The sequence below is a fragment of the Shimia marina genome (assembly GCF_001458175.1).
Lineage (GTDB): Bacteria > Pseudomonadota > Alphaproteobacteria > Rhodobacterales > Rhodobacteraceae > Shimia > Shimia marina.
Window position 1 is genome coordinate 41,420 of record NZ_CYPW01000040.1, and the last position, 22,204, is coordinate 63,623.

At 58.5% G+C, this 22,204-nt stretch carries 21 protein-coding genes; 15 read left to right on the forward strand and 6 right to left on the reverse strand.

Annotation, left to right across the window (positions count from 1 at the left end; translation table 11 throughout):
• Positions 1 to 168 precede the first annotated feature (168 nt).
• The 6 genes from SHM7688_RS17860 (at position 169) to SHM7688_RS17885 (ending at position 6,254) form a co-directional block, all read left to right on the forward strand.
• Positions 169 to 576, forward strand: coding sequence for a cytidine deaminase (locus SHM7688_RS17860; RefSeq protein WP_058241310.1), 408 nt, complete (start codon positions 169 to 171; stop codon positions 574 to 576).
• Complete coding sequence (locus tag SHM7688_RS17865; RefSeq protein WP_058241311.1) at positions 577 to 1,881, forward strand: thymidine phosphorylase; 1,305 nt, start codon at positions 577 to 579, stop codon at positions 1,879 to 1,881.
• Entirely contained in the window at positions 1,882 to 3,090 is a 1,209-nt protein-coding gene (locus SHM7688_RS17870; protein ID WP_058241312.1) for a phosphopentomutase, read from the forward strand.
• Entirely contained in the window at positions 3,087 to 4,073 is a 987-nt protein-coding gene (locus SHM7688_RS17875; protein WP_058241313.1) for an adenosine deaminase, read from the forward strand. Before SHM7688_RS17870 ends, SHM7688_RS17875 begins: the two co-directional genes overlap by 4 nt.
• Entirely contained in the window at positions 4,070 to 4,702 is a 633-nt protein-coding gene (upp, locus tag SHM7688_RS17880) for a uracil phosphoribosyltransferase (protein ID WP_058241314.1), read from the forward strand. The genes SHM7688_RS17875 and upp overlap by 4 nt, the downstream gene beginning before the upstream one ends.
• 121 nt (positions 4,703 to 4,823) lie before the next feature.
• A complete protein-coding gene (locus SHM7688_RS17885; protein WP_058241315.1) occupies positions 4,824 to 6,254 on the forward strand; it encodes an SPOR domain-containing protein in 1,431 nt (476 codons plus the stop codon).
• A gap of 39 nt (positions 6,255 to 6,293) precedes the next feature.
• Here the strand turns inward: SHM7688_RS17885 and SHM7688_RS17890 are convergent, their stop codons facing one another.
• The 4 genes from SHM7688_RS17890 to SHM7688_RS17905 all read right to left on the reverse strand — a co-directional run bounded on the left by SHM7688_RS17890 (position 6,294) and on the right by SHM7688_RS17905 (position 10,175).
• The gene (locus SHM7688_RS17890) at positions 6,294 to 7,304 is read right to left on the reverse strand and encodes a hypothetical protein (RefSeq protein ID WP_058241316.1); all 1,011 of its coding nucleotides are present in this window, start codon (positions 7,302 to 7,304) and stop codon (positions 6,294 to 6,296) included.
• 142 nt (positions 7,305 to 7,446) lie between these two features.
• Complete coding sequence (gene fsa / locus SHM7688_RS17895; protein WP_058241317.1) at positions 7,447 to 8,100, reverse strand: fructose-6-phosphate aldolase; 654 nt, start codon at positions 8,098 to 8,100, stop codon at positions 7,447 to 7,449.
• 229 nt (positions 8,101 to 8,329) lie between these two features.
• Complete coding sequence (locus SHM7688_RS20180; RefSeq protein WP_058241318.1) at positions 8,330 to 9,367, reverse strand: calcium-binding protein; 1,038 nt, start codon at positions 9,365 to 9,367, stop codon at positions 8,330 to 8,332.
• Positions 9,368 to 9,491: 124 nt separating this feature from the next.
• On the reverse strand, positions 9,492 to 10,175 hold the full coding sequence (locus SHM7688_RS17905; RefSeq protein WP_058241319.1) for a helix-turn-helix domain-containing protein: 684 nt from the start codon (positions 10,173 to 10,175) through the stop codon (positions 9,492 to 9,494).
• A 78-nt stretch (positions 10,176 to 10,253) separates the two neighbouring features.
• Between SHM7688_RS17905 and SHM7688_RS17910 the strand changes: the two genes are divergently transcribed.
• The 4 genes from SHM7688_RS17910 to SHM7688_RS17925 all read left to right on the forward strand — a co-directional run bounded on the left by SHM7688_RS17910 (position 10,254) and on the right by SHM7688_RS17925 (position 15,381).
• Positions 10,254 to 12,449: a primosomal protein N' gene (locus SHM7688_RS17910; RefSeq protein WP_058241320.1), complete on the forward strand. Its 2,196-nt coding sequence runs from the start codon at positions 10,254 to 10,256 to the stop codon at positions 12,447 to 12,449.
• A 153-nt stretch (positions 12,450 to 12,602) separates the two neighbouring features.
• Positions 12,603 to 13,835, forward strand: a complete 1,233-nt coding sequence (locus SHM7688_RS17915) for an MFS transporter (protein WP_058241321.1) — start codon at positions 12,603 to 12,605, stop codon at positions 13,833 to 13,835.
• Between the two features lie 71 nt (positions 13,836 to 13,906).
• A complete protein-coding gene (locus SHM7688_RS17920) occupies positions 13,907 to 14,782 on the forward strand; it encodes a 50S ribosomal protein L11 methyltransferase (RefSeq protein ID WP_058241322.1) in 876 nt (291 codons plus the stop codon).
• Between the two features lie 251 nt (positions 14,783 to 15,033).
• Entirely contained in the window at positions 15,034 to 15,381 is a 348-nt protein-coding gene (locus SHM7688_RS17925) for a hypothetical protein (protein ID WP_058241323.1), read from the forward strand.
• Between the two features lie 165 nt (positions 15,382 to 15,546).
• On the opposite strand, the gene SHM7688_RS17930 is transcribed toward SHM7688_RS17925, so the two are convergent.
• Positions 15,547 to 15,735 (reverse strand): DUF1127 domain-containing protein, encoded by a 189-nt coding sequence (locus SHM7688_RS17930; RefSeq protein ID WP_058241324.1) that lies wholly within the window; start codon positions 15,733 to 15,735, stop codon positions 15,547 to 15,549.
• Between the two features lie 437 nt (positions 15,736 to 16,172).
• On the opposite strand from SHM7688_RS17930, the gene ruvC reads away from it, so the two are divergent.
• The 5 genes from ruvC to SHM7688_RS17960 all read left to right on the forward strand — a co-directional run bounded on the left by ruvC (position 16,173) and on the right by SHM7688_RS17960 (position 21,265).
• Positions 16,173 to 16,679 (forward strand): crossover junction endodeoxyribonuclease RuvC, encoded by a 507-nt coding sequence (gene ruvC / locus SHM7688_RS17935; protein WP_058241556.1) that lies wholly within the window; start codon positions 16,173 to 16,175, stop codon positions 16,677 to 16,679.
• The gene (ruvA, locus tag SHM7688_RS17940; protein ID WP_058241325.1) at positions 16,676 to 17,410 is read left to right on the forward strand and encodes a Holliday junction branch migration protein RuvA; all 735 of its coding nucleotides are present in this window, start codon (positions 16,676 to 16,678) and stop codon (positions 17,408 to 17,410) included. Before ruvC ends, ruvA begins: the two co-directional genes overlap by 4 nt.
• A 3-nt stretch (positions 17,411 to 17,413) precedes the next feature.
• Positions 17,414 to 18,448, forward strand: a complete 1,035-nt coding sequence (ruvB, locus tag SHM7688_RS17945) for a Holliday junction branch migration DNA helicase RuvB (protein WP_058241326.1) — start codon at positions 17,414 to 17,416, stop codon at positions 18,446 to 18,448.
• Positions 18,449 to 18,990: 542 nt separating this feature from the next.
• Complete coding sequence (locus SHM7688_RS17955; protein WP_058241328.1) at positions 18,991 to 19,908, forward strand: transferrin-binding protein-like solute binding protein; 918 nt, start codon at positions 18,991 to 18,993, stop codon at positions 19,906 to 19,908.
• Between the two features lie 85 nt (positions 19,909 to 19,993).
• A complete protein-coding gene (locus tag SHM7688_RS17960) occupies positions 19,994 to 21,265 on the forward strand; it encodes a porin family protein (protein ID WP_058241329.1) in 1,272 nt (423 codons plus the stop codon).
• Here the strand turns inward: SHM7688_RS17960 and SHM7688_RS17965 are convergent.
• Entirely contained in the window at positions 21,216 to 22,070 is an 855-nt protein-coding gene (locus tag SHM7688_RS17965; RefSeq protein WP_223229222.1) for a DMT family transporter, read from the reverse strand. The two genes, SHM7688_RS17960 and SHM7688_RS17965, sit on opposite strands and share 50 nt — an antisense overlap.
• Positions 22,071 to 22,204: the final 134 nt, after the last annotated feature.

Sequence of the window (22,204 nt, forward strand, 5' to 3'; positions counted from 1 at the left end):
TCCCTTTACCTTTGTGCTGGACGGGAGGAAGCTGGTGCCAAGATGGCGCGGGTCTGGTTCAGCGCCATGTGACGTCATGCCGGCTGTCTGTCCGGCTTTGTGAAACTCAACGGCGGCATCGCAGGGCTTCTGGCGATGACGGACGTGATCCATTGAAGGTGAACGGGAATGACACTGGAAAAAACAGCCTTTGAGGTGCGTGAAAACGCCTATGCGCCATATTCCAAATTCAAGGTGGGGGCGGCTGTGCGGGCGCAAAGCGGTGCCATCTATGCGGGCTGTAATGTGGAAAATATCGCCTATCCTGAGGGGACCTGTGCCGAAGCCGGGGCGATTGCGGCCATGGTCGCGGCGGGGGAGACGCGGTTGACCGAAGTGTTTGTGGTCGCTGACAGCAAGGAGCCGGTGAGTCCCTGCGGTGGGTGCCGTCAGAAATTGGCGGAGTTTGGCGGTAAGGACACGACGGTGACCTTGGCCAATCTGGATGGGGTGCGTGTGACCATGACCATGGCAGAGTTGCTGCCGGGCGCATTTGGCACGGATCACATGGATGCGGATCACGAGGACCGGGACTAAATGGACGCACGTTCAATCATCGCGCATCTGCGTCGTGGAGAAACACCGAGCCGTGAGGCATTGGCGTGGTTTGCGCGGGGGCTTGCTGAGGGCACGGTCAGCGATGCGCAGGCTGGAGCCTTTGCCATGGGAGTCTGTTTGCGTGGTCTGTCAGAAGAAGGACGCGTGGCGCTGACGCTGGCGATGCGAGACAGCGGCGACCGGATGGCATGGGATCTGCCTGCGCCAGTATTGGACAAGCATTCCACCGGTGGTGTGGGCGATTGTGTATCGCTCATTCTGGCCCCGGCTTTGGCAGCCTGTGGGGCTTACGTGCCGATGATTTCAGGCCGTGGCCTTGGGCACACGGGAGGCACGCTGGACAAGCTGGAGGCCATTCCGGGATTGTCCACAGGCTTGAGTGAGGCGCGGTTCAAAGAGGTTGTGGCACAGGTGGGCTGTGCCATTGTCAGTGCGACAGCGGAGATCGCGCCCGCGGACAAGCGGCTTTACGCGATCCGGGATGTGACGGCGACTGTGGAAAGTCTAGATCTGATCACAGCGTCCATTCTGTCCAAAAAACTGGCGGCTGGTCTTGAGGGGCTGGTTCTGGATGTGAAAGTCGGAACCGGTGCCTTTATGAAATCCCCCCAAGAGGCACGCGCGTTGGCGCAATCCTTGGTGGGCACCGCCAATTTGGCAGGCTGTCCGACAAGTGCGGTGATCTCGGATATGAACCAGCCGCTCGCGGCGTCGCTTGGCAATGCGCTTGAGGTGGCTGAATGTATGGCGGTGCTCTGTGACGGGGCGGGTGGGCCTCTTGCGGAACTGTCTGTGGCTCTGGGTGCGCGTCTGCTGGCCAATGCAGGCATGGCACGCGACATGGACGCAGGGCTGCGCCAGATGCGTGACGTGTTGGACAATGGCAAAGCCGCAGAGGTGTTTGGCCGTATGGTGGGCGCAATGGGTGGTCCGACGCGCTTTACAGAGGAGTGGCGGCGGTTTTTGCCTGAAGCGCCGGTCATACGGGAAATTGCTGCGCCCGAAACGGGCTATATCACTGCCATTGACGGCGAAGCGCTGGGCCTTGCTGTGGTGGGGCTTGGCGGGGGGCGTCAGGTTGAGAGCGATGTGATCAACCCTGCGGTCGGGTTCTCGGATGTGGTGCGCCTTGGGCAGTATGTGGAGGCGGGCCAGCCGCTGCTGCGGGTGCATGCGGCGCGGGAAGCTGCTGCGGAGGCGGCTGCGGTGCAGGTGCGCGCGGCCATTGCCATTGACGCCACAATGCCGGATATACCGCCGCTTGTTCATGAGGAGAGCTCATAAATGGCACGGGTGTTTTTGGTGGTGATGGATTCCGTTGGCTGCGGTGGGGCCGTGGATGCGGATCGCTTCTTTAATGAGGCCTTGCCGGACAGCGGTGCCAATACGCTGGCCCATATTGCGCAGACCTGTGCAGAAGGGCACGCCGATGAAGGGCGTTCTGGGCCTTTGATGCTGCCGCATCTGGATGGGCTTGGGCTTGGCGCGGCGGTGCGGCTGGCGTCTGGGGCGCAGACACCGGGCCTTGCGGCGACACCAACCGGTTTTTGGGGAGCCGCGAATGAGCGCAGTCCGGGAAAGGATACCCCCTCTGGACATTGGGAACTGGCCGGACTGCCCGTGCCATGGGACTGGGGATATTTCCCCAAAGGCTCGCCCTGTTTTCCCGAAGACCTCGTAGCTAAAGTGTGTGAGCTGGCGCAGACCGACGGTATTCTTGGCAACTGCCACGCCTCTGGTACGGTGATCATCAATGAACTGGGCGCGGAGCATCTGCGCAGCGGATGGCCGATTTGCTACACCTCTGCTGACAGTGTGTTCCAGATTGCGGCGCATGAGACGCATTTTGGGCTGGAACGGTTGATTGATCTCTGTCGGGCGTTGGCACCAAGCCTGCATGCGATGAAAATTGGCCGGGTGATTGCGCGGCCTTTTGTGGGCGATGCGGAAACCGGATTTGAGCGGACCACCAATCGCCGGGATTTCGCGATTGCCCCACCGGAGCCGGTGTTGACCAACTGGGTGCAGGATGCCGGGGGCGCGGTGCTGGGCGTGGGCAAGATCGGCGATATTTTCACCATGGCAGGCATCGACAGCTGCACCAAGGGCAGCGACGCCAAATTGATGCAGGATTTGCATGGGCTGGCCGAAACCGCGCCGGATGGTAGTCTGACATTTGCCAATTTTGTCGAGTTTGACAGCCTGTATGGGCATCGCCGTGATATCGCGGGGTATGCACGTGCACTGGAGTGGTTTGACCGAGAAATCGGTGCTTTTATGCAAAAGATGACACCGGGAGATCTGCTGATCCTGACGGCGGATCATGGCAACGATCCGAGCTGGTCGGGCACAGATCACACGCGCGAACGTGTGCCGGTGCTTTGTGCAGGTGTTGGGCCGGGAGAAGCCGGATTGATTGACTTTGTGGATGTGGCGGCGACGGCGGCGGCTCATCTTGGCATCATGCCGCCGCGCGGAAGGAGCTTCCTATGACTGTGGCAGACCTGCCAAAGCTGGAGTTGCATATCCACCACGAAGGCGCGGCGCCGCCAGCCTTTATCAAGCAGCTCGCCCATGAAAAGAAAGTGGACCTAAGCCGGGTGTTTACGCCGGATGGCGGGTATGCCTTTGAAAATTTCGTGCATTTCCTGAGCGTTTATGAAGCGGCGAGCTCTGTGCTGACCGGGCCTGAAGAGTTTGCCCGGCTGACGTCGGCCTGGCTTGAGGAAAGCGCGGCCAATGGGGTTGTGTACACGGAGAGTTTCATCAGCCCGGATTTCTGTGGTGGCGGAGATCTTGGGGCCTGGCGCGAATATCTGGCTGCCATTGAAGAGGCGGCGGCAGCAGCGGAGCGCAAGCATGGCATCACGCTGCGCGGTGTGGTGACGGCCGTGCGCCATTTTGGCCCGCAAAAATCCAAACGTGCATCGCTGTATGCCGCCGAGACGGCGGGTCGGTTTGTGGTTGGCTTTGGTATGGGCGGAGATGAGGGGCAGTTTGCACAGGGCGATTTTGCCTATGCCTTTGATCAGGCGCGCGAAGCCGGGCTTAAGCTGACGACCCATGCGGGGGAGTTTGGTGGCGCCGAAAGCGTTTGGGATGCGCTCAATGATCTGAATGTGGCGCGCATTGGCCATGGTGTGCGGGCGATAGAAGACCCTGATCTGATCAAGGAACTCGTGGCGCGTCAGATCACGCTGGAAGTCTGTCCCGGATCCAATGTGGTGTTGGGACTGTTTCCTGATTTTGCTGCGCATCCAATTCAGGCATTGCGCGAGGCGGGTGTGCAGGTCACCGTGAGTACAGATGATCCGCCATTTTTTCACACGACCATGCGCCGTGAATATGAGATGCTTGCGCAGGCCTTTGGCTGGGGCGTTGAGGATTTTGCAGAGATCAACCAGACCGCGCTGAGGGCGGCGTTCTGTGATGAAGAGACCAAGGCCGTCGTGGCCAAGAGACTGGAGAAAGCCTGATGGATCATTTGACCGTAGTGGATCACCCGCTGGTACAACACAAACTGACAATCATGCGCGATGCGGCCACCTCAACCGGGGAGTTTCGCCGCCTGCTGCGTGAGATCAGCCAGTTGCTGGCCTATGAGGTGACACGTGAGTTGCCGATGACCACCAAGACCATTCAAACGCCGATGGTCGAGATGGAGGCCCCGACATTGGCGGGGCGCAAGCTGGCCCTGGTGTCCATTTTGCGGGCAGGCAATGGCTTGCTTGATGGGATGCTGGAGCTCGTGCCGTCTGCGCGGGTTGGCTTTGTGGGGCTGTATCGGGATGAAGAGACACTGGAGCCCGTGCAATATTACTTCAAAGCGCCGGGTGAGTTGGATGAACGTCTGGTGATTGCTGTGGATCCGATGCTGGCCACGGGCAACAGCTCTGCGGCTGCCATTGATCTTCTGAAAGAGAAGGGGGCGAAGAATATCCGTTTCCTGTGCCTGCTGGCAGCGCCCGAAGGCGTGGCGCGGATGAAGGAAGCGCATCCGGATGTGCCGATCGTCACGGCCTCTTTGGATGAGCGTCTCAATGAGAAGGGCTATATCCTGCCCGGGCTTGGAGATGCCGGAGATCGGATGTTTGGCACGCAATAAGACGCTGTAAAGGCCCTAATTTGGTTAATTGTGTCTAAAATTTGACCACAATAGGGCCTTTCCTTGGTTTACTCATCTTCCATGTATTTGGTAGGATGCCCCTACATCTTGTGGGGGCATTATGAAGCTGAGCAGATTTCTAGCGATTGGCGTAATCGCAGCATCTACGGGACTGGGGGTGGCACATGCCCAGTCGATCAATGCCAGACAGACGCCGGCGGAATTTCCTCCGGCGAGTTTCAAAGGCAAGCAGTTTGTCGATAGCCGAGGTTGTGTCTATATCCGTGCGGGTGTGGATGGGGCCACAACCTGGGTGCCGCGTGTGACGCGGGACCGCAAGGTGATTTGTGGTTTCAAGCCGACGTTTGATGCGGCGGCGCGTACCGCGCCTGCTGCGGCCCCCAAGCGTGACAAGAACGTGGTGCAAATTCAGCCCGCAGCATCGGAAAGCACAGCTGCAGCGGCAACATCTGCACCTGCTCCTCAAAAAACGCAGCCAAAAACCGTGAAGAAGACCTCGGCGCCTACCGCAAAAAAGGTGGCCACACCTGCGGCTGCGACCGCGCCTGTGGTGACGACCGCAGCGCTCAAGCCGCCCAAGAAAGTGGTCAAACAAAAAAGAGGCGAGCCGCTTTACACCACGCCCACGGCAGTGCGCCCGACAACAAATGCCAAAGTCATTGCCCCGGCTGCCGCGCCAGTGGCTGCGCCAACTACGACGACCCCGGTTAAAACGGCACCAAAGGCCGCTGTTGCGCCCACCGCAACAAAGCCGCGCCGCACATCCACGCAGGCGCCCCGCGCATCGGGCATCGTTTCGCCCTGTCGTGAGGGCATTACCACTTACAAGGGTTCGCCGGTGCGTTGTGGTCCGCAGGCGCAGTCACCTGTGACACCAGGCACGGGGCGGCCGACTGCCACACCGCCGCAAATGCGGTTTGACAAGAACAGTTCATTGCGCCGCCCTGCGGTAGGGACGGTTGTGAAGGTCAGTGAGCTTGCAGAGGTTGCGCCGGATGTGCGTGTTGTGCCTTTGCATGTTTATGAGAACAACCTGACCAATCAGGTGGATTCCAGAGTGCGAGAGGGATACCGCCGCGCCTTTGAGGATGGCCGGTTGAGTGAGACACGTGCCCAGATGACTGTGGCTGGTATTGCGCAGACCGAGGCGATCTGGACCAATACGGTGCCGCGTCGGTTGATCCAGCGCACTGTTGATGATGCGGCATCTCCTGTTGCCCGAGCGGCCACTTCGGATGACGTCATTGCCCCGACAGCTGTGGCCACCAAATCGGAACCAGTGACAAAATCTCTGCGTCTTGCGGGCACGCCTTATGTGCAGGTCGGCACCTTTGGGGATGCGGCGCAGGCGCAGGCAGCAGCCAAAAAGATCCGCCGGATGGGGCTGCCGGTGCGTATTGGCAAATACAGTCAGAATGGCGCGACGCAGCGTATTGTTCTGGCCGGGCCGTTTGCCGCAGAAGACAACGCGAGCGCTGCGCTTTCCAAGGCGCGCGGTGCGGGCTTTGGAGGCGCGTTTTTACGCCAGTGACTGACGCTGCGCGCTGAGATTTGGTAAGGCTGTGGCAGGTCAGCTGCCGCAGATTCCCTGCAGTGCGACCCAGTAGCGGTCGCTCAACACCGGTTCAGGCAATTCCTCGGTGAAAGGCGCAGCTTCAATCAGGGGCAGGGTGCTTTCGCCGGAAGGATCCATAGCCAGCGCATAGGGTTTCAGTCGCACGCGCCGCTCCTCAAAGGCAGCGATCAGTGTTTCATCGGCCGTGGCGCGGGGGGGGGTGGCGAAAAGATCTTCGAGATGGCGGACCAGAAGCGCTTCGGGCAGGGTTCCAGAAGTCAGCAGGCGCAGGCTGGCGGAGATGCCTCCGCTTTCCAAGACCCCGCGCAGCGGATCGGGGCTGGCGGTCTGGGCGGCCACCACAAACCCTGCCGCCACATCTGGTTCTTCATAGTCTTCGACCGCATCGCGCCCAAGCAGCACGATATTGCCGGGCAGGGCCACGGCCTCGCGCAGGGCGCTGGGAATGACGGTGATCACGCGCACTTTGAGACGTTTTTGCAGAGCATCCACCGCAGCGATGGCATCTGTGCTGCGACAATGCTGCCCGGTGAGGCGGGTGGTGAGCTGCATCATGTCCTGACCGATGGTCTGGCGTGCCACATTTGGCACGACGCGCAGCGCATGGTTGACCAAGGCCCCCGGCAACCAGAACACACCCAGCCCCAGAATGCCAAGCGTTGTGGCGGCGATCACCCCTTTGCGCAGGCGTCCACTGTTTTTGGTGGGCCGTGCCACAGCCTTGCGCAGTTGCTCAATCGCCTCAATCACTTCGAGATGATCTTCGCCAATTTCGATTGTTTCGCCCTCATCGCCATCGGGGAAGAACACCGCAGGCAGGGTGCCCGAGTTTTGGCGGCGCACGGCAGGCAGCGACCAATGTGCCAAGGCGCGGTCATTGGTGTCTTTGATCACCAAAGTCGCGTCCCCGAGGGAGACAATCACGTCGCGCCGTTGGGCTTCGGGAGTGTCACGCCAGAGGGCCATGGCTTCGAGGCGTTGGAATTTATCTAGTGCGGTGCTCATGTAGGATCTGGTGGGCGGGTCTGCTCTGCCTCTTCTCCACAGTATGGTAGCATGGGGCGAGAGGCCGGGGCAATCTGCCTCACGCAGGCCGTCATGAAAAAGGCCCGGTAAAAACCGGGCCTTTCCATGTCTTGGAAGAGACTTACAGGATTTTGATGCCTGCGTCTTTGATATCAGCCAGGAAAGCGTCGAGGCCTTTGTCTGTCAACGGGTGGTTGATCATAGATTTGATCACGGCTGGCGGTGCGGTCATCACGTCGGCACCAACCAGCGCGCATTGGGTGGCGTGGTTCACGGTGCGCACGGAGGCTGCCAGAATTTCGGTTTCAAATCCGTAGTTGTCATAGACCTGACGGATGTCTGCGATCAGATCCATGCCGTCGAGGTTGATGTCATCAAGGCGACCGATGAAGGGCGAGATGAAGGTTGCGCCAGCTTTAGCGGCCAGCAGCGCCTGATTGGCGGAGAAACAGAGGGTTACGTTGACCTTGTGGCCGTCGTCTGTGAGCGCCTTGCAGGCCTTCAGCCCGTCCCAGGTCAGAGGAACTTTGACAGCGATATTGTCGGCGATTTCGACAAGTTTGCGGCCCTCGGCGATCATTGCATCTGCTTCGGTGGAAACCACCTCTGCGGACACAGGACCGTCTACAAGGTCACAGATTTCTTTGGTGACTTCCAGAATGTCACGGCCGGATTTTTTGATCAGAGACGGGTTGGTTGTCACGCCGTCGACCATGCCGGTGGCGTTCAGTTCAGCAATGGCGTCGATCTCGGCGGTGTCTACGAAGAATTTCATATCGGTTCCTCTACTGCAGTGAGCAGGCAAAAAGGCGATGCGCGCAACTGCGGGATTGCACTGCGGCTGGCACCGCTTTACCCGATCAGGCGCTTTGCGAAAAGCAGGAAGTCACTTTCCATACTGAAATTCCGTTAGCGATAACGAAATTTGCTTCTGAACGCCAAAGGGCGGAGACCGCATTGGGCCTCCGCCAGTATCTCTTGGGGTAAGCTGCGCAGGCCAGTGCTTAGCCGAATTCGGAATAGGGTTCGGTGACGCCATAGAAGACGCCCCGGTCTACGGCGATATCGGCCGCGTCAATCTGCTGATCCAGGATCACAACTTGCCCGACCGCGTCACCATCGTGGGCGCCGCCATTACCGCCTTGGTTTGAGACGAAGGTCAAAACCGTATCGATGTCGCCATCATTGTCAAAGTCCGTATAGATCGCTTCTTCGAGTTCCACTGTGTGGCCCTTGAACACCAGCGTGTCGCCTTCTGCGGCGTCGAAATCGGTCACCACTTTGGTGCCGATGGTTTCCACCCAGTGGTCATGGGCGTTGTCGTTTTCGCCTGCCACGCCATTCATGGAGTAATCCGTATCGCCATTGGCATCGGTGTGTTTGGCAAGGATCTCTGCTTTGGCGTCGATCAGCCAGCGGAATTCCAAGGTGTCTGCACCGCTTCCGCCTTGCAGATAGTCCGTGTCTTCCACTGGCTCATCTGGGTTGACCAGAGCATCGGCATCCTGTGCAGGCACAGGCTCGCCGCCCCATGAAAATCCATAAAGGGTGTCGTTGCCTGCGCCTCCATAGAGCATGTCATTGCCTGCGCCGCCTTCCAGAACGTCATCGCCGGAGTTGCCGTAGAGCCTGTCTGCGCCCTCGCCCCCATGCAGGGCATCTGCGCCGCTGTTGCCATAAAGTAGATCTGCACCGTTGCCGCCATGAACAATATCGTCGTCGCGCCCGCCTGACATGGTGTCGTTGCCCGCGCCGCCATTGAGCATGTCATTGCCGTTGCTGCCTTTGAGAAGGTCATCGCCCGCGCCGCCATCCAGCATATCCGCCCCGTTGCCGCCATTGAGCACGTCATTGCCAAGCCCGCCATAGGCCATATCATCGCCGTCGCCAGCTTTGACGCTGTCATGGCCTTCACCGGCATCAATGGTGTCGTCGCCACCATGTGCCGTGATCGTATCATTGCCCGCCAGACCGCGGATCACATCGGCAAACTGTGTGCCGGTTAGAACGTTGTCCAAGAGGGTGCCCAAGAGAGTGCTCATTTTACCCGATCCTTTTCTCGTGTTGCTACACCTCAGTGCTAGGCGGTCAGGATGGGGGAAGTACACAGGTGGTGTTATGCCGATTTATGCACTATATTTCAGCGTGTTATCGGCAGTTTTTTGCTCATTTATCTGGTCGTGGTTTGGGCCCGGAAGTTATCGCTTCAAAACCGGGAATGCGGCTGTAAGCAATCTGTGATTGGCCTGCCTTGCTGCCGGCAAAGGTGATCTGAATGTCCCCGGCGTTGTCCAGCGGCTGGGCGAAGACATCGTGATCATGTACCGCCAGAACAGCCAGTTCATCGCCCACATCGTGCATGGGGAACATCGACACCACGATGACACCTCCCGCTTCCACGCGCCGAGGCTGCAAGAATGGGTTGATTTTCATCACGGCGAGCAGCACATCTCCGTCAAAGAAACCGTGTTCATTCAGAATGTGCATGATATGGGCGAGAACCTTTGTGTCCTGAAGCAAGGAGCCGCCGTTGTCGTTAGACAGCGCTTCGCGTTCAAAGCGGGGAGAGGCGCCTAGCAGCGTGCCATCCTTTTGCCAGAGCGCCACCGCAGAGCCGCTTTGCTCCATCAGCAGGCGCATGGTTTGATCCGGTGCCAGTGTGCGATTGCGCAGCACGTCCTCCAAGATGGCCTGTTTCACCTGCAAAGACGGCTCGCGTATACCGCGTTCCCACCGGCTGACTGCGGATTGATCTACATTGAAGTCCTGAGCCATTGCTTCTTGTTTCAGGCCGTGCCGCTCGCGATAGTCGCGACATAACTTGGCCCAGTCTTGCCCTTTTGGCAGCATGTGGGATACCTCTGAGTGCCAATGCGCCGAAAAGAGGCGCGGCGCGCGCGAATGCAAGCTATCCGGGAGCAGAGTGTAATGGAAGAGGGCGATTTCTTTGGCAGTGGCGCCCCTGTTTCGGTGCTGACTGCGCAGCCCTTGGACCGGTTTCTGGATTACAAAGCCCCAGAGGGAGGCTGTGTGCTTGGCGCTTTTGTCGAAGTGCCGCTGGGGCCGCGCAAAGTTTTGGGCGTGATTTGGGGGCCGGGCAGCGGCGGCTTTGATCTGAGCCGTCTGCGCGCGGTGAACCGTGTTCTGGATGTCGCCCCCATGGGGGCAGATATGCGCGCCTTCTTGCAGCGTGCCGGGGAGTATACGCTCACGCCGCTGCATGCCATGTTGCGGCTGGCCACCCGTGCGCCGGGCTTGTCGGATCCGCCCTCGATGCGCAAGATCTATCGGCGGGGCACAGGCACGCCGGATCGGCAGACCGATGCAAGGCGGCGTGTGTTGGCCACATTGGAAGATTACGGTGACCTGTCGTTCACCATGGGGGAACTGGCCGATATGGCTGGGGTCACAAATTCGGTCATCAAAGGATTGGTCAAACAGGGTGTGGTGCGGGAAGAAGCTGCGCCCCGGGATGTGCCTTTTGCCAGACTGGATCCTGAATATGGCGGCAAGGCCCTGACAGAGGATCAGGAGGCTGGCGCGGCCCAGTTGCGCGCAGGGGTGCAGACAGGACGCTATGGCACAACTCTGCTGCGCGGAGTGACCGGCTCTGGCAAGACAGAGGTCTATCTTGAGGCGGTCGCTGAATGTCTGCGCAAGGGGCGGCAGGCGCTGGTGCTCTTGCCGGAGATTGCGCTGACGGCGGAGTTTCTGACACGGGTTGAGGCGCGTTTTGGCGCGAAGCCTGCGGAGTGGCATTCGGGTGTGACGATGACAGAGCGCCGCCGCACCTGGAAGATGGTGGGGGCCGGAGGCGCGCAGATGGTGATTGGCGCGCGCTCAGCGTTGTTTCTGCCCTATCGTGATCTTGGCTTGATTGTGGTCGATGAGGAACATGACACCTCCTACAAACAGGAAGATGGGGTGCTTTATAATGCGCGCGATATGGCGGTGCTGCGCGCTGCACTTTGTGAGGCGCAGGTGGTGCTGGCCTCAGCAACCCCAAGCCTTGAGAGCTGGACCAACGCAGAACTGGGCAAATACAGCAAGCTTGAGCTAACCAGCCGCTACGGCGCCTCGGTCCTGCCGGAAATGCGCGCGATTGACATGCGGGCAGAAAAACTGCCTGCCAGTCACTGGATCTCTCCAACGCTCAAGGCGGCGGTGGATGCGCGGATTGCCAAAGGGGAACAAGCGCTGTTGTTCATCAACCGCCGTGGCTATGCGCCGGTCACCATCTGCCGGGCCTGTGGTCATCAAATTGGTTGTGACAGCTGTGATGCGCGTATGGTGGAGCACCGCTTCCTCAAGCGCCTGATGTGCCACCAGTGCGGCGAAACCAAACCCATGCCGGAGGCCTGTCCTTCCTGTGAGGTCGAAGGCAAGCTGGCGCCGGTTGGCCCGGGGGTGGAGCGTCTGGCAGAGGAGGCCAAAGAGCTTTGGCCGGAAGCGCGTCAGGCGGTGCTAAGTTCGGATCTCTTTGGCTCGGCGCGGGCGCTGAAAGAAAGTATCGAGGCCATCGCACAGGGCGGTGCCGATATTATCATCGGCACCCAACTGGTGGCCAAGGGGCACAACTTCCCCTTGCTCACGCTGGTTGGGGTGATTGATGCGGATCTGGGGTTGCAAGGCTCTGATCTGCGCGCCGCAGAGCGGACCTTCCAACTGATGCGTCAGGTGGCGGGGCGTGCGGGGCGCTCCGAGCGGGCGGGGCTGGCGCTGTTGCAGACCTTTCAGCCCGAACATCCGGTAATCCGCGCCATCCTGAGCGGCGATGAGACAGGGTTCTGGCGCGCCGAAGCAGATGAGCGACGCCATGCGGTGGTGCCGCCCTTTGGGCGCATGGCCGGCATTATTCTCTCTGGCAGCGACGTGAGCCAGGTGTTTGATCTGGGCAATGCATTGGCGCGCAATGCGGGCGCACTCAAGGCGATTGGTGCAGATGTCTATGGGCCCGCTCCGGCCCCAATCGCGCGGGTACGCGGACGCCATAGGGTGCGCCTTTTGGTGAAGGCAGACAAATCCGCACCGCTACAGGCCGCCCTTGCGCAATGGGTCGGCCAATTCCGGCTGAAAGGTGACTTGCGCCTTGCGGTGGATATCGACCCACAGAATTTTTACTGACGGCCTGCTTCATTTGACCAAAAATATTCCGGAGCGCGAGGCAGCGCCTCGCTTACACGATCTGTTCCAAGTGACAGGTGGTGCGGAGGTGCGCAGGTCTCTCTACCATGGTCGGGGGTCGCCTTTCGTGGTCTTTGGGCGTATGCGCTGTGTATGTTTAGGAAAATCCCCATTGATGACGCGCATCTCCTGCCGTGGTGGCGGCGTCCGATCACACTCCTGTTTCTGATGGCGTTGGCGATGCCGATTGCCTTCAACACCTGGAGTGCGCTGCTCAATAACTTTGTGATTGAGGTAGCGGGCTTTGACGGCTCTGACATTGGCCTGCTGCACACAGTGCGCGAAATTCCCGGATTTCTGGCAATTGGCGTGATTTTCCTATTGCTGTTCATCCGCGAACAGGTGTTGGGCATGATCTCCCTGCTACTGTTGGGCGTGGCCACTGCGCTGACCGCCTACTTCCCCAGCATGGGGGGGATTTTGATGATCACGCTGCTCAGCTCAATTGGCTTTCATTATTATGAGACGGTGAACCAGTCGCTGCAGCTGCAATGGCTGGACAAAAAGCGCGCGCCTAAGATGTTGGGGTGGCTGGTTGCGGCGGGTTCTGGCGCGACATTGGTGGCCTATGGGCTGATTGTGTTGAGCTGGAAACGCTTCGATCTGAGTTATGAGGTGGTTTATCTGGCGGGCGGCGGTATCACGGCGGTGATTGCAGTCTATTGTCTCTTCGCCTTCCCGCAATTTGAGGGTCGCACGCCGCAGTCGCGCAAAATGGTGCTGAAAAAGCGCTATTGGCTTTATTACGCGATGCAGTTCATGGCCGGGGCCCGTCGTCAGATTTTTGTGGTGTTTGCCGGGTTCATGATGGTGGAACGCTTTGGCTTTGATGTGCATGAGATCACCGCGCTCTATCTGATCAACCTTGTTGCCAATATGATCTGTGCGCCTTTGATTGGGGCCGCTGTGGCGCGCTTTGGTGAGCGGCGCACGCTGATTTTTGAATATGCCGGGTTGGTGATCGTGTTTTTGGCCTATGGTGGGATCTATTTCTTTGGCTGGGGAATTGTCTTGGCGGCGACGCTGTATGTGGTGGATCACCTGCTCTTCTCGCTGGCTTTGGCGTTGAAAACCTATTTTCAGAAAATTGCCGATCCGGAAGACATGGCGCCGACCGCGGCTGTGGCCTTCACCATCAACCACATCGCCGCCGTGTTTCTGCCGGTGCTTTTGGGGCTGTTGTGGCTGATCTCACCCGGTGCGGTTTTTGTATTGGCGGCCTCTATGGCGGCGATTTCACTGGGGCTGGCCTTTTTGATCCCGCGCCACCCGGAAAAGGGTAATGAAACCCGTTTGACCCGACCTTTGGCGGTGATGGCCAAGTAAAACAATGGTCTCAGGCTTGACGGCGGCGAGGGGAGACCCTAGGCCGCTGTCAAAGCTTCAGGAGACCGCTCATGCCCACATTTACCGCATTCACCACGCTGCCCGGAAAAGCCCAAGGCGAAGCGCTTGGCGAGGCGATGGAGCGTCTTGTGCCCGAACCCACCGGCGTTGGGGTTTTTGAAATCGAGGATGGCTCTGGTCTTTGGGAAGTTGGGGGCTACTTTACGGAAGCGCCTGATGAGGCAGGGCTTGCCGTGCTGGCGGCGGCTTTTGACGCCAAGCCTTTTGTGGTGTCTGAGTTGCCAGAAACGGATTGGGTGGCCAAGGTGAAGCGTGAACTTGCTCCGGTGCAAGCGGGGCGGTTCTTTGTCTACGGCAGCCATGATGCGGACAAGGTGCCCGCAGAGGCGGAACCTCTTTTGATTGAAGCGGCCATGGCCTTTGGCACTGGTCACCATGGCACCACGCTGGGCTGCCTGAAGGCTTTGGACCGTCTGGCCGTAGAAGGTTTTGTGGGACAGAATGTGGCGGATATCGGCTGTGGCACAGCCGTGCTTGGCATGGGAGCAGCCCGGATCTGGCCCAACCCGGTGCTGGCCAGCGATATCGATGAAGTGGCTGTGGATGTGGCGAAGGCCAATGTGGAGGCCAATGGGTTGTCCGGGCGTGTGATCTGTCTGGAGGCCGCTGGTTTTGGGCATCCTGATCTTGCGGCGAAAGCGCCATATGATCTGGTGTTCGCCAATATCCTGAAAGCACCGCTGGTCGATCTCGCCCCTGATATGGGAGCCAACATTGGTGCGGGGGGACATGCGATCCTGTCCGGTATTCTCAATGAACAGGCGGATGAGGTGGTTGCGGCCTATGCTGCGGCGGGCTTTGCGGTGCACACCCGCGAAGAAATTGGGGAATGGACCACGCTGACGCTGACCCGCCAAAGCGCCTGATCCACGCTTTCACAGCTAGAATCACATCACAGGGCGTCTCTTCGGAGGCGCCCTTTGTTTTTGTGTTTGTTTCCAATCTGAAGACAGTTTTTGCTATCTTATTAGGTTGTTTCGCCTGCGGTGGGGTATTTGTGAAATTGTGAGCAGTTTTGTCTCGAATTGGCCCTATTTGGAGGGCTGCGCCTTATTTTCGCCACATTTCGCGACCAGTTTTAGCCATGTTTGGTGGGGGCCAAACCTGAGTTGATGCCATGAGTGAATCTCAAGCAGAATTTCACGACCGTCTTGCCCGGATTTATCGGAAGCAAGCTGAAACCGGTCTCACATCTCGCAAATCCGTCACCATTGATCGCAATGGGTACGTCATTGTGCGTGGCGCCGGACGTGGCCGCGGTTTCCCTTGGGCGGGGCTGATGATGGTTGTGGTGTCATTCTTCGTCATCAAGGGTGTGATGATGTCTCAGATCGGGGCAGATTTTTACACGCAGAATGTTGTGCGCCTGAGCGGTGGCACGCAGGTGGAAAAGGCGGCGGCCTGGACCATGCGGCCAGACCCGATTTCCAGTTGGCTGGCAACACAGATCAAGGCCAACCTTTGATCACATAGAGTTTCGTGGATCCCTCCAAGATCCCAGACGGCCCCGGGTCTCTCTCCCCGGGGCCGTTTCTTTTTGTTTGGGCCAAAAGAAAACCGCAGCCCCTTGGAGGAGCTGCGGTTTCGACCCAAGGGCCCGAAAACCATGTGAGTGGGGCAGTGCCGATGCTCAGCGGAAAGAGGCGATGTCGGCGCGGGAGAGGCCGATGTCGTTGAGTTCGCGATCCGAGAGCAGTTCCAGGGCGTTGCGGGTCTTACGTTTGTCGTTCCATTCCACGAACAGCGCGGTCAGTGCTGCGAAAGTGTAGCCGAGACGACCGGCAAAACGGGTGGACGTAGTGGTTTCAAAAGTGGCCATGTCAGCGTTCCTTCTCTTTGAGTGCTTGAGCACCATGCGTCTGATCTGCCATGCGCTTTGGGCGTCACACCGCAGAAGGCGGCACAACAGGCAAGCGTATGGTTTTGGAGAAAACGCACAGTACTGAATGGTCTGTGTTTTCGATGGAGGGCACATATGGAATGCAATCTCCACAAACAAGACAGTTTTGTGACATAGGTGGCATGCGAAAAATGCATGGGTGTGAAGCGCGAATATTTCCATAAAAATAAGGGGCAAATGCGACGTCTTATTGACCATTTTCGACGTGTCTTCGAAGGGGGAGGCGGCCCGGTATGGCTGAGGGCGCTGCGCGCAAAAATACGCATGTTTCGCCCCGCTTGCGTGATCAGGCTTGGCGTTTGTTCTTGTTTCGTGCTACTGCGGATGGAACAACAACAAAACAAATGGGGCAGCAGATGCGCGTATTGGGAATTGACCCGGGATTGCGGAACATGGGCTGGGGCGTGATTGACGCCAATGGCAGCCGACTGACGCATGTCGGCAATGGCATTTGCCATTCGGTGGGACAGGATCTGGCGGCGCGACTGTTGTCGCTGCATGAGCAGCTGACCGATGTGGTGGCCCGGTTTCTGCCCGATCATGCTGCGATTGAACAGACATTTGTCAACAAAGATGGGGCGGGGACGCTGAAGCTGGGACAGGCACGCGGCGTGGCGCTGCTGGTGCCGGCGCAGGCGGGGCTGACCATTGGCGAATACGCGCCCAACAAGGTCAAGAAGACGATTGTTGGGGTTGGTCATGCGGAAAAGCATCAGGTGGAACATATGGTGAAGTTGCAGTTGCCCGGTGTGCAGATTGCTGGGCCGGATGCTGCAGATGCGCTGGCCATTGCCATGTGTCATGCGCATTATGCGCGCGCAGGGGCAGGCTATTCGGAAGCCTTGAAGAAAGCGACGGCATGATTGGAAAGATTTCTGGGCGGCTTGAGTATAAGACGGCGGACCACGCACTGATTGATGTGCGCGGTGTCGGCTATATTGTCTATTGTTCGGAGCGCACGCTGGCGGGACTGCCTGCGGTCGGGGAGGCGGTGGCGCTTTATACGGATTTGCTGGTGCGTGAAGACCTCTTGCAGCTTTATGGCTTTGCCAGCCTGTTTGAAAAGGAATGGCATCGCCTGTTGATGAGCGTGCAGGGGATTGGCGCCAAGGCCAGTCTGGCCATTCTCAGTGCTTTGGGAGCCGAAGGCGTGAGCCGGGCAATCACGCTGGGTGATGTGGCGGCGATTAAAGTTGCGAAAGGTGTTGGCCCCAAGACCGCGCAGCGGGTTGTGATTGAACTGAAGGACAAGGCACCGGAGGTGATGGCGCTGGGCGGGAGCCTGAGTGCGGCTATGGCCGGAGCCAGTGATGTCGCGCCAGAGGTAGAGGACGCGGCGGCACCGGGGTCTGATGAGGTGATTGAGGAACCGGCACGTGCCCCGGTGATGTCCAGCGGCGCGTCTGCGGCGAGCGGGGCTGCGGCTGCGGCTTCGATGAGCGTGCAGGCGGATGCGCTTTCGGCATTGGGCAATCTCGGATACGGACCTGCGGATGCGGCCACGGCGGTGGCGCAGGCGGCCAGCGACATGCCGGGGGCAGATACAGCGGCTCTGATCCGTGCAGCGCTGAAACTTCTGGCCCCGAAGGGATAAGACATGGACCAGCCTGATCCGACATTGCGCCCGGAGCCGCGTCCGGAGGATGCTGACCGCGCCTTGCGTCCGCAGGATCTCAGCGCCTTTATTGGCCAAGCGGAAGCGCGCGCCAATCTGCGCATTTTCATCGAGAGTGCCCGGCGTCGTGGCGAGGCTATGGATCATACACTGTTTCACGGGCCACCAGGCCTTGGCAAAACCACGCTGGCACAGATTATGGCGCGTGAATTGGGCGTGAACTTCCGCATGACCTCGGGGCCGGTTCTGGCCAAAGCGGGGGATTTGGCCGCGATCCTGACCAATCTTGAAGCGCGGGATGTGCTCTTTATTGATGAGATCCATAGGCTCAATCCGGCGGTCGAAGAGGTGCTCTATCCGGCGATGGAAGATTTTGAGCTGGATCTGGTGATCGGGGAAGGCCCCGCCGCGCGCACGGTGCGTATTGAATTGCAGCCTTTTACGCTGGTGGGGGCGACGACGCGACTGGGGCTGTTGACGACGCCTTTGCGGGATCGCTTTGGCATCCCGACACGCTTGCAGTTCTACACGGAAGACGAGCTCAATGAGATCGTGACACGCAATGCGCAGAAATTGGGCGTGCCCGCGATGGACGGCGGCGCACGTGAGATCGCGCGGCGCTCGCGCGGCACACCAAGAATTGCTGGGCGGTTGTTGCGTCGGGTGGTGGACTTTGCCCTGGTCGAAGGCGATGGCGTGATCACCAAGGAACTGGCTGATGGCGCGCTGACCCGCTTGGGCGTGGATAACCTTGGGCTGGATGGGGCGGACCGGCGCTATCTGATCTTCATTGCGGAGAACTATGCCGGTGGTCCGGTGGGGATCGACACAATCAGCGCCGCGTTGAGTGAAAGCCGCGATGCACTGGAAGAGGTGATTGAGCCATTTCTATTGCAACAAGGGTTGATCCAGCGCACGCCACGGGGGCGCATGTTGGCGCAGAAGGCTTGGAAGCACCTTGGATTGGCGGCCCCCAAACGCCCCGATCAAAGTGACTTGTTTACCCCTGAAAAGTGACTTTTGGGCCTGTGCACAGGTGCAGAGACAGCTGTGCACGGCGTGTCTGTTTGTGACACACGTGGTCTCTCCGACTCATAAGGAAGCTGCGGGGCGCGTGCATGCGTTGATCGGGCGGCGAATGCTGCACCAATCGCGCGAAAATATCCGTTGGTTGATATTTGAGACAAATTCCCTCGAAATAACACTTGGTAAAGACGCTGTTAATTTTCCCGTAATTCGGGTGCAGACTTTACGTGTTTATCTATTTTGTTGAGGATTTTTAAACCCGGCTCATCACGCATTTGTGTCGGAAAATGCAGGGTTTTTCGCGACTGTGCTCGAAGCATGGAGGGCTTTTCCACAAGCTGCAATAGGCCCGTTTTTTATGGGTTTTTTGGCAAATTTCCTTCGAGCTTTTGTCGTTAACAAGCTGGCAAGGTCCGCGCAACCGCTCGTTAAGAGTCTGGGTGTTCATTGGGTCTCGGGATTTGGGCGGATGACTATAAGGCTGAAAAAGCTTTTCGCTCTTCAACTGAAACGTCAATGTAGTGGGTACTGAAATGCTGAAATTCTCTCTCAAAACAGCACTTTTGTTGGGCGCCGTTGCTTCTGTGGCAAGCTGTGGCAAGACAATTGAAGACTTTATCGAAGATGAAGTGGGCCGCCGCGCCAATGATCTGGCGGGTGAACGTCTGTTGCAGGTGCACGGCGAAACCACTTTGAATGGCCGCACACGCAGTGGTGATATGTCCACGGATGGGAGCGGCACCGTGACCAGCGGTCGTCTTGATGGCGAGCGCAATGGCAGCATGCGGGTCAATGCAACCTTGGGTGATATGGACGAGCTGAGCTTCTCCAATGGCACCACAACCACCCAGTTCAGCAAAGCAGCTGGCGACAATATTGATGATGGAGCGGATCAACTGGTGGTGCGTGCCACTTCTAGCGACGGCCGTCGTCGGGCTTGGTTGGGCAATGCTATCGCCTTGGACTTTGATCACCAGACCTTCGGTGTTTGGGCAGATGGCGTAGGTACCACCAACGGCAGCGTGAATGTGGGCAGCTTTGGGCGGCGCACCGAGACTGCTGACATGCCGATTAGCGGCACGGCGACTTATCTTGGTACATCTGCAGGTGTGTCTGTCACTTCGGATGGGCGGGCGTTGCAGACACAGTCGCAGATCGCCGTAACCACATCGGATTTCTCCAATGTGAACATCGCGAGTACCAATACTTATGTCAGCAACATGTCGGGTGGCAGTGCTTGGCGCGGTCAGCATCTTGATTTTGTGGGGACTGGTACGATCTCTGGTAACCGCTTTGAAGCCAACATCAATGGTGTTATCCCCTTCAGTGCAACCAGCACGGGTGATGTGGATGGCTATTTCTACGGTGATAATGCCGAGGAAGTTGGCGGCACATTTGAGATGAATGGTGCTGTTGGTAACTATACCGGAGCCTTTGGTGCAGACCAATAAACGGGTTCCATAAACACAGATGCCGTCCGACTTGGCCGTGGGGGCTTGGGGCGGCATCTGAGCCAGTAATAATAGGAATGCTAGTATGGCCCGGGGTTTCTTCAACAAGGTGCGCAGCACGACGACGGCTTTGTCTATTTCACTGATGACCGTAGCCATTGCGCCATTTGCTCAGGCTTCAAATACTGCGACGCCACAAGTGATGGAGATTGAAGAGGCCTTTGATTACGCGATGTTTGCGGTTCATGAAGGCAAAGCGGCAGCAGCCATTCCTGTCTTTGAAGCCATTCTGGCGGAAGATCCTACTTTGGTGCGTGTGCGTCTGGAATTGGCGCGGGCTTTGTTTATGGCCGAGCAATGGGCGCGGTCGCGCGAAGAGTTTTTTCGTGTGTTGTCTGGGGATCTGCCAGAACCGGTGCGCCAGAAAGTTCTGGCCTTCATCCGTCAGATTGATGCCAGACGTGGGTTTGACTGGGATCTGTCGCTAGGATTCACCACCGCAGGCAACAGTTTGGACTACAAAAGCGAGCGGGTCCATTTTGACAACCCTACCGCTCCACATTTTGATTTTGATCGGCCCGTAGAGCGCGTGCCTGCTGTACGGTTGAACGGCACCATGAGTCTGCGTCGGCAAATTGACGGATTAAGCTCAGACGCAGTGGGCGTGATGGGGTTTACAAGCCTCTCTCTCAATGCGTTGGAGGCCAAAGGCAGCCAATATGATGACTACACTTTGCGCGCCCGGTTCGGTCTGCGCTTGTTGACACAAAGGACAACTGTGTCCCTCGCGCCTGTGTACTCAATACGCTTTCTTCAAGGTGATCGTTATGAAGACCGTGCGGGCCTGGAGTTGGCCTTTGAACGTCGCAGCTTGGTAGGGGGATCCGCCTATGGGCGCGTGAGCTATGTTGCTGTAGACAACGCGCGGGATGATGGGCGCGATGGTACAGATTTTGAGACCACACTTGGGTTCCGGCGCTCTGTGGGAGGGCGTGCGATTGTTGGCGGTGAGATCAGTTATCAGGATCGCCGGACCGATGACTTCATCCCCTTGGTCAAAGGGAGCAAGTATTACACGATTAGCCTGTATTCCTCTGTGGATGTGGGCGGCGGCTGGACGCTTCAGCCGCGTGTCTTCCGGCGCTTTCAAGACGCTCAAGAGACGTTCCCGAACCTTATCAACAACCCGGATGCATACACCACAGGGGCCAGTCTCAAGGTGGAGCGTTCCGACATTTTCCTGCCCGGAGGCTACACACCCTTTCTGCAGGTGGAGTATGAGCGCCAACGCAGCGGGATGGACGCGTTTAGCTACGACTCCCATTCGGTCCAGATCGGGATTGAGCGGCGGTTTTGAGGCGAGCCGCTATGGCGGAGGCGATGCCTGCGCCTATAATAAGAAGAAGGCCGAGCCATGTAAGGCTATCGGGGAGCTGGGCAAAGACCAACCAGCCGAGGGCCACGGCACTGACCAGTTGCAGATAGACGAAGGGCGCGAGCACGGCGGCTTCGGCGCGGGCGTAGGCAAAGAGCAAAAGCAAATTGCCGCCCATGGAGAATGCGGCACTTGCGAAGGTGAGACCTGCCATCTCCAACGTCATTGGCGGAATGTGTGACAGGCTGAAAGGGGTCAACAGTAGGGCGCTGATCAGCAGTTGTGTGAAGATCATACTTCCGGGGCGGCCTGCGTCCGCAAGCCAGCGTGATGCGGTCAGGAAGCACCCATAAAACAGCCCGGCGAGAGCGGCCCAGAGCAGTCCCGGCGACATGTCTACACCGGGGCGAACAACGAGCAGCACGCCGACAAAGCCGACACCCATCAGCAAGGAACGTAAGAGGGTGACACGTTCTCCGAGCAGGAGTGCAGAGAGGACGTAGGAGACGATTGGACCTACAAAAAACGCGGCAAAGACGTCAGCCAGAGGTGCGGTTTGCAGCGCGGTCTGGATGCTGCTGATGCCGCCGGTCAGGATGAGGGCGCGCAGCCAGATGCGCCAATTGGTCAGAAGACGGAGCGTGTCAGCGCGCATGAGAGGCAGGGCGAGAAGACCGCCCAGAGCGAAGCGAGACCAGGCCACAAAAAGCGGGCTGGCGCCATGGGTCTGAGTCAGCAGCTTACCTGCCGTATCGCCCGCGGGGATCATCGACATGGCGACGAACATCAACACAAAAATCTTCCACATAAGATGCAGGTAACATGTTGGCGCTATGACAGAAAGAGATAGTCTCCAGATGCGTTTTATGATCAGGCGGGGCAATCGAAGCGCTTGAAAGCTGCGTCGGCATGAGGGTAACG

Coding starts and splice junctions, on each gene's coding strand:
- SHM7688_RS17925 (WP_058241323.1), top strand. CDS start 15,034: ATGAGTGAATCTCAAGCAGAATTTCACGACCGTCTTGCCCGGATTTAT.
- ruvB (WP_058241326.1), top strand. CDS start 17,414: ATGGACCAGCCTGATCCGACATTGCGCCCGGAGCCGCGTCCGGAGGAT.
- SHM7688_RS17860 (WP_058241310.1), top strand. CDS start 169: ATGACACTGGAAAAAACAGCCTTTGAGGTGCGTGAAAACGCCTATGCG.
- SHM7688_RS17955 (WP_058241328.1), top strand. CDS start 18,991: ATGCTGAAATTCTCTCTCAAAACAGCACTTTTGTTGGGCGCCGTTGCT.
- SHM7688_RS17920 (WP_058241322.1), top strand. CDS start 13,907: ATGCCCACATTTACCGCATTCACCACGCTGCCCGGAAAAGCCCAAGGC.
- SHM7688_RS17965 (WP_223229222.1), bottom strand. CDS start 22,070: ATGTTCGTCGCCATGTCGATGATCCCCGCGGGCGATACGGCAGGTAAG.
- ruvC (WP_058241556.1), top strand. CDS start 16,173: ATGCGCGTATTGGGAATTGACCCGGGATTGCGGAACATGGGCTGGGGC.
- SHM7688_RS17960 (WP_058241329.1), top strand. CDS start 19,994: ATGGCCCGGGGTTTCTTCAACAAGGTGCGCAGCACGACGACGGCTTTG.
- SHM7688_RS17910 (WP_058241320.1), top strand. CDS start 10,254: ATGGAAGAGGGCGATTTCTTTGGCAGTGGCGCCCCTGTTTCGGTGCTG.
- SHM7688_RS17930 (WP_058241324.1), bottom strand. CDS start 15,735: ATGGCCACTTTTGAAACCACTACGTCCACCCGTTTTGCCGGTCGTCTC.
- SHM7688_RS17870 (WP_058241312.1), top strand. CDS start 1,882: ATGGCACGGGTGTTTTTGGTGGTGATGGATTCCGTTGGCTGCGGTGGG.
- SHM7688_RS17885 (WP_058241315.1), top strand. CDS start 4,824: ATGAAGCTGAGCAGATTTCTAGCGATTGGCGTAATCGCAGCATCTACG.
- SHM7688_RS17890 (WP_058241316.1), bottom strand. CDS start 7,304: ATGAGCACCGCACTAGATAAATTCCAACGCCTCGAAGCCATGGCCCTC.
- SHM7688_RS17865 (WP_058241311.1), top strand. CDS start 577: ATGGACGCACGTTCAATCATCGCGCATCTGCGTCGTGGAGAAACACCG.
- SHM7688_RS20180 (WP_058241318.1), bottom strand. CDS start 9,367: ATGAGCACTCTCTTGGGCACCCTCTTGGACAACGTTCTAACCGGCACA.
- SHM7688_RS17875 (WP_058241313.1), top strand. CDS start 3,087: ATGACTGTGGCAGACCTGCCAAAGCTGGAGTTGCATATCCACCACGAA.
- SHM7688_RS17915 (WP_058241321.1), top strand. CDS start 12,603: ATGTTTAGGAAAATCCCCATTGATGACGCGCATCTCCTGCCGTGGTGG.
- SHM7688_RS17905 (WP_058241319.1), bottom strand. CDS start 10,175: ATGCTGCCAAAAGGGCAAGACTGGGCCAAGTTATGTCGCGACTATCGC.
- fsa (WP_058241317.1), bottom strand. CDS start 8,100: ATGAAATTCTTCGTAGACACCGCCGAGATCGACGCCATTGCTGAACTG.
- ruvA (WP_058241325.1), top strand. CDS start 16,676: ATGATTGGAAAGATTTCTGGGCGGCTTGAGTATAAGACGGCGGACCAC.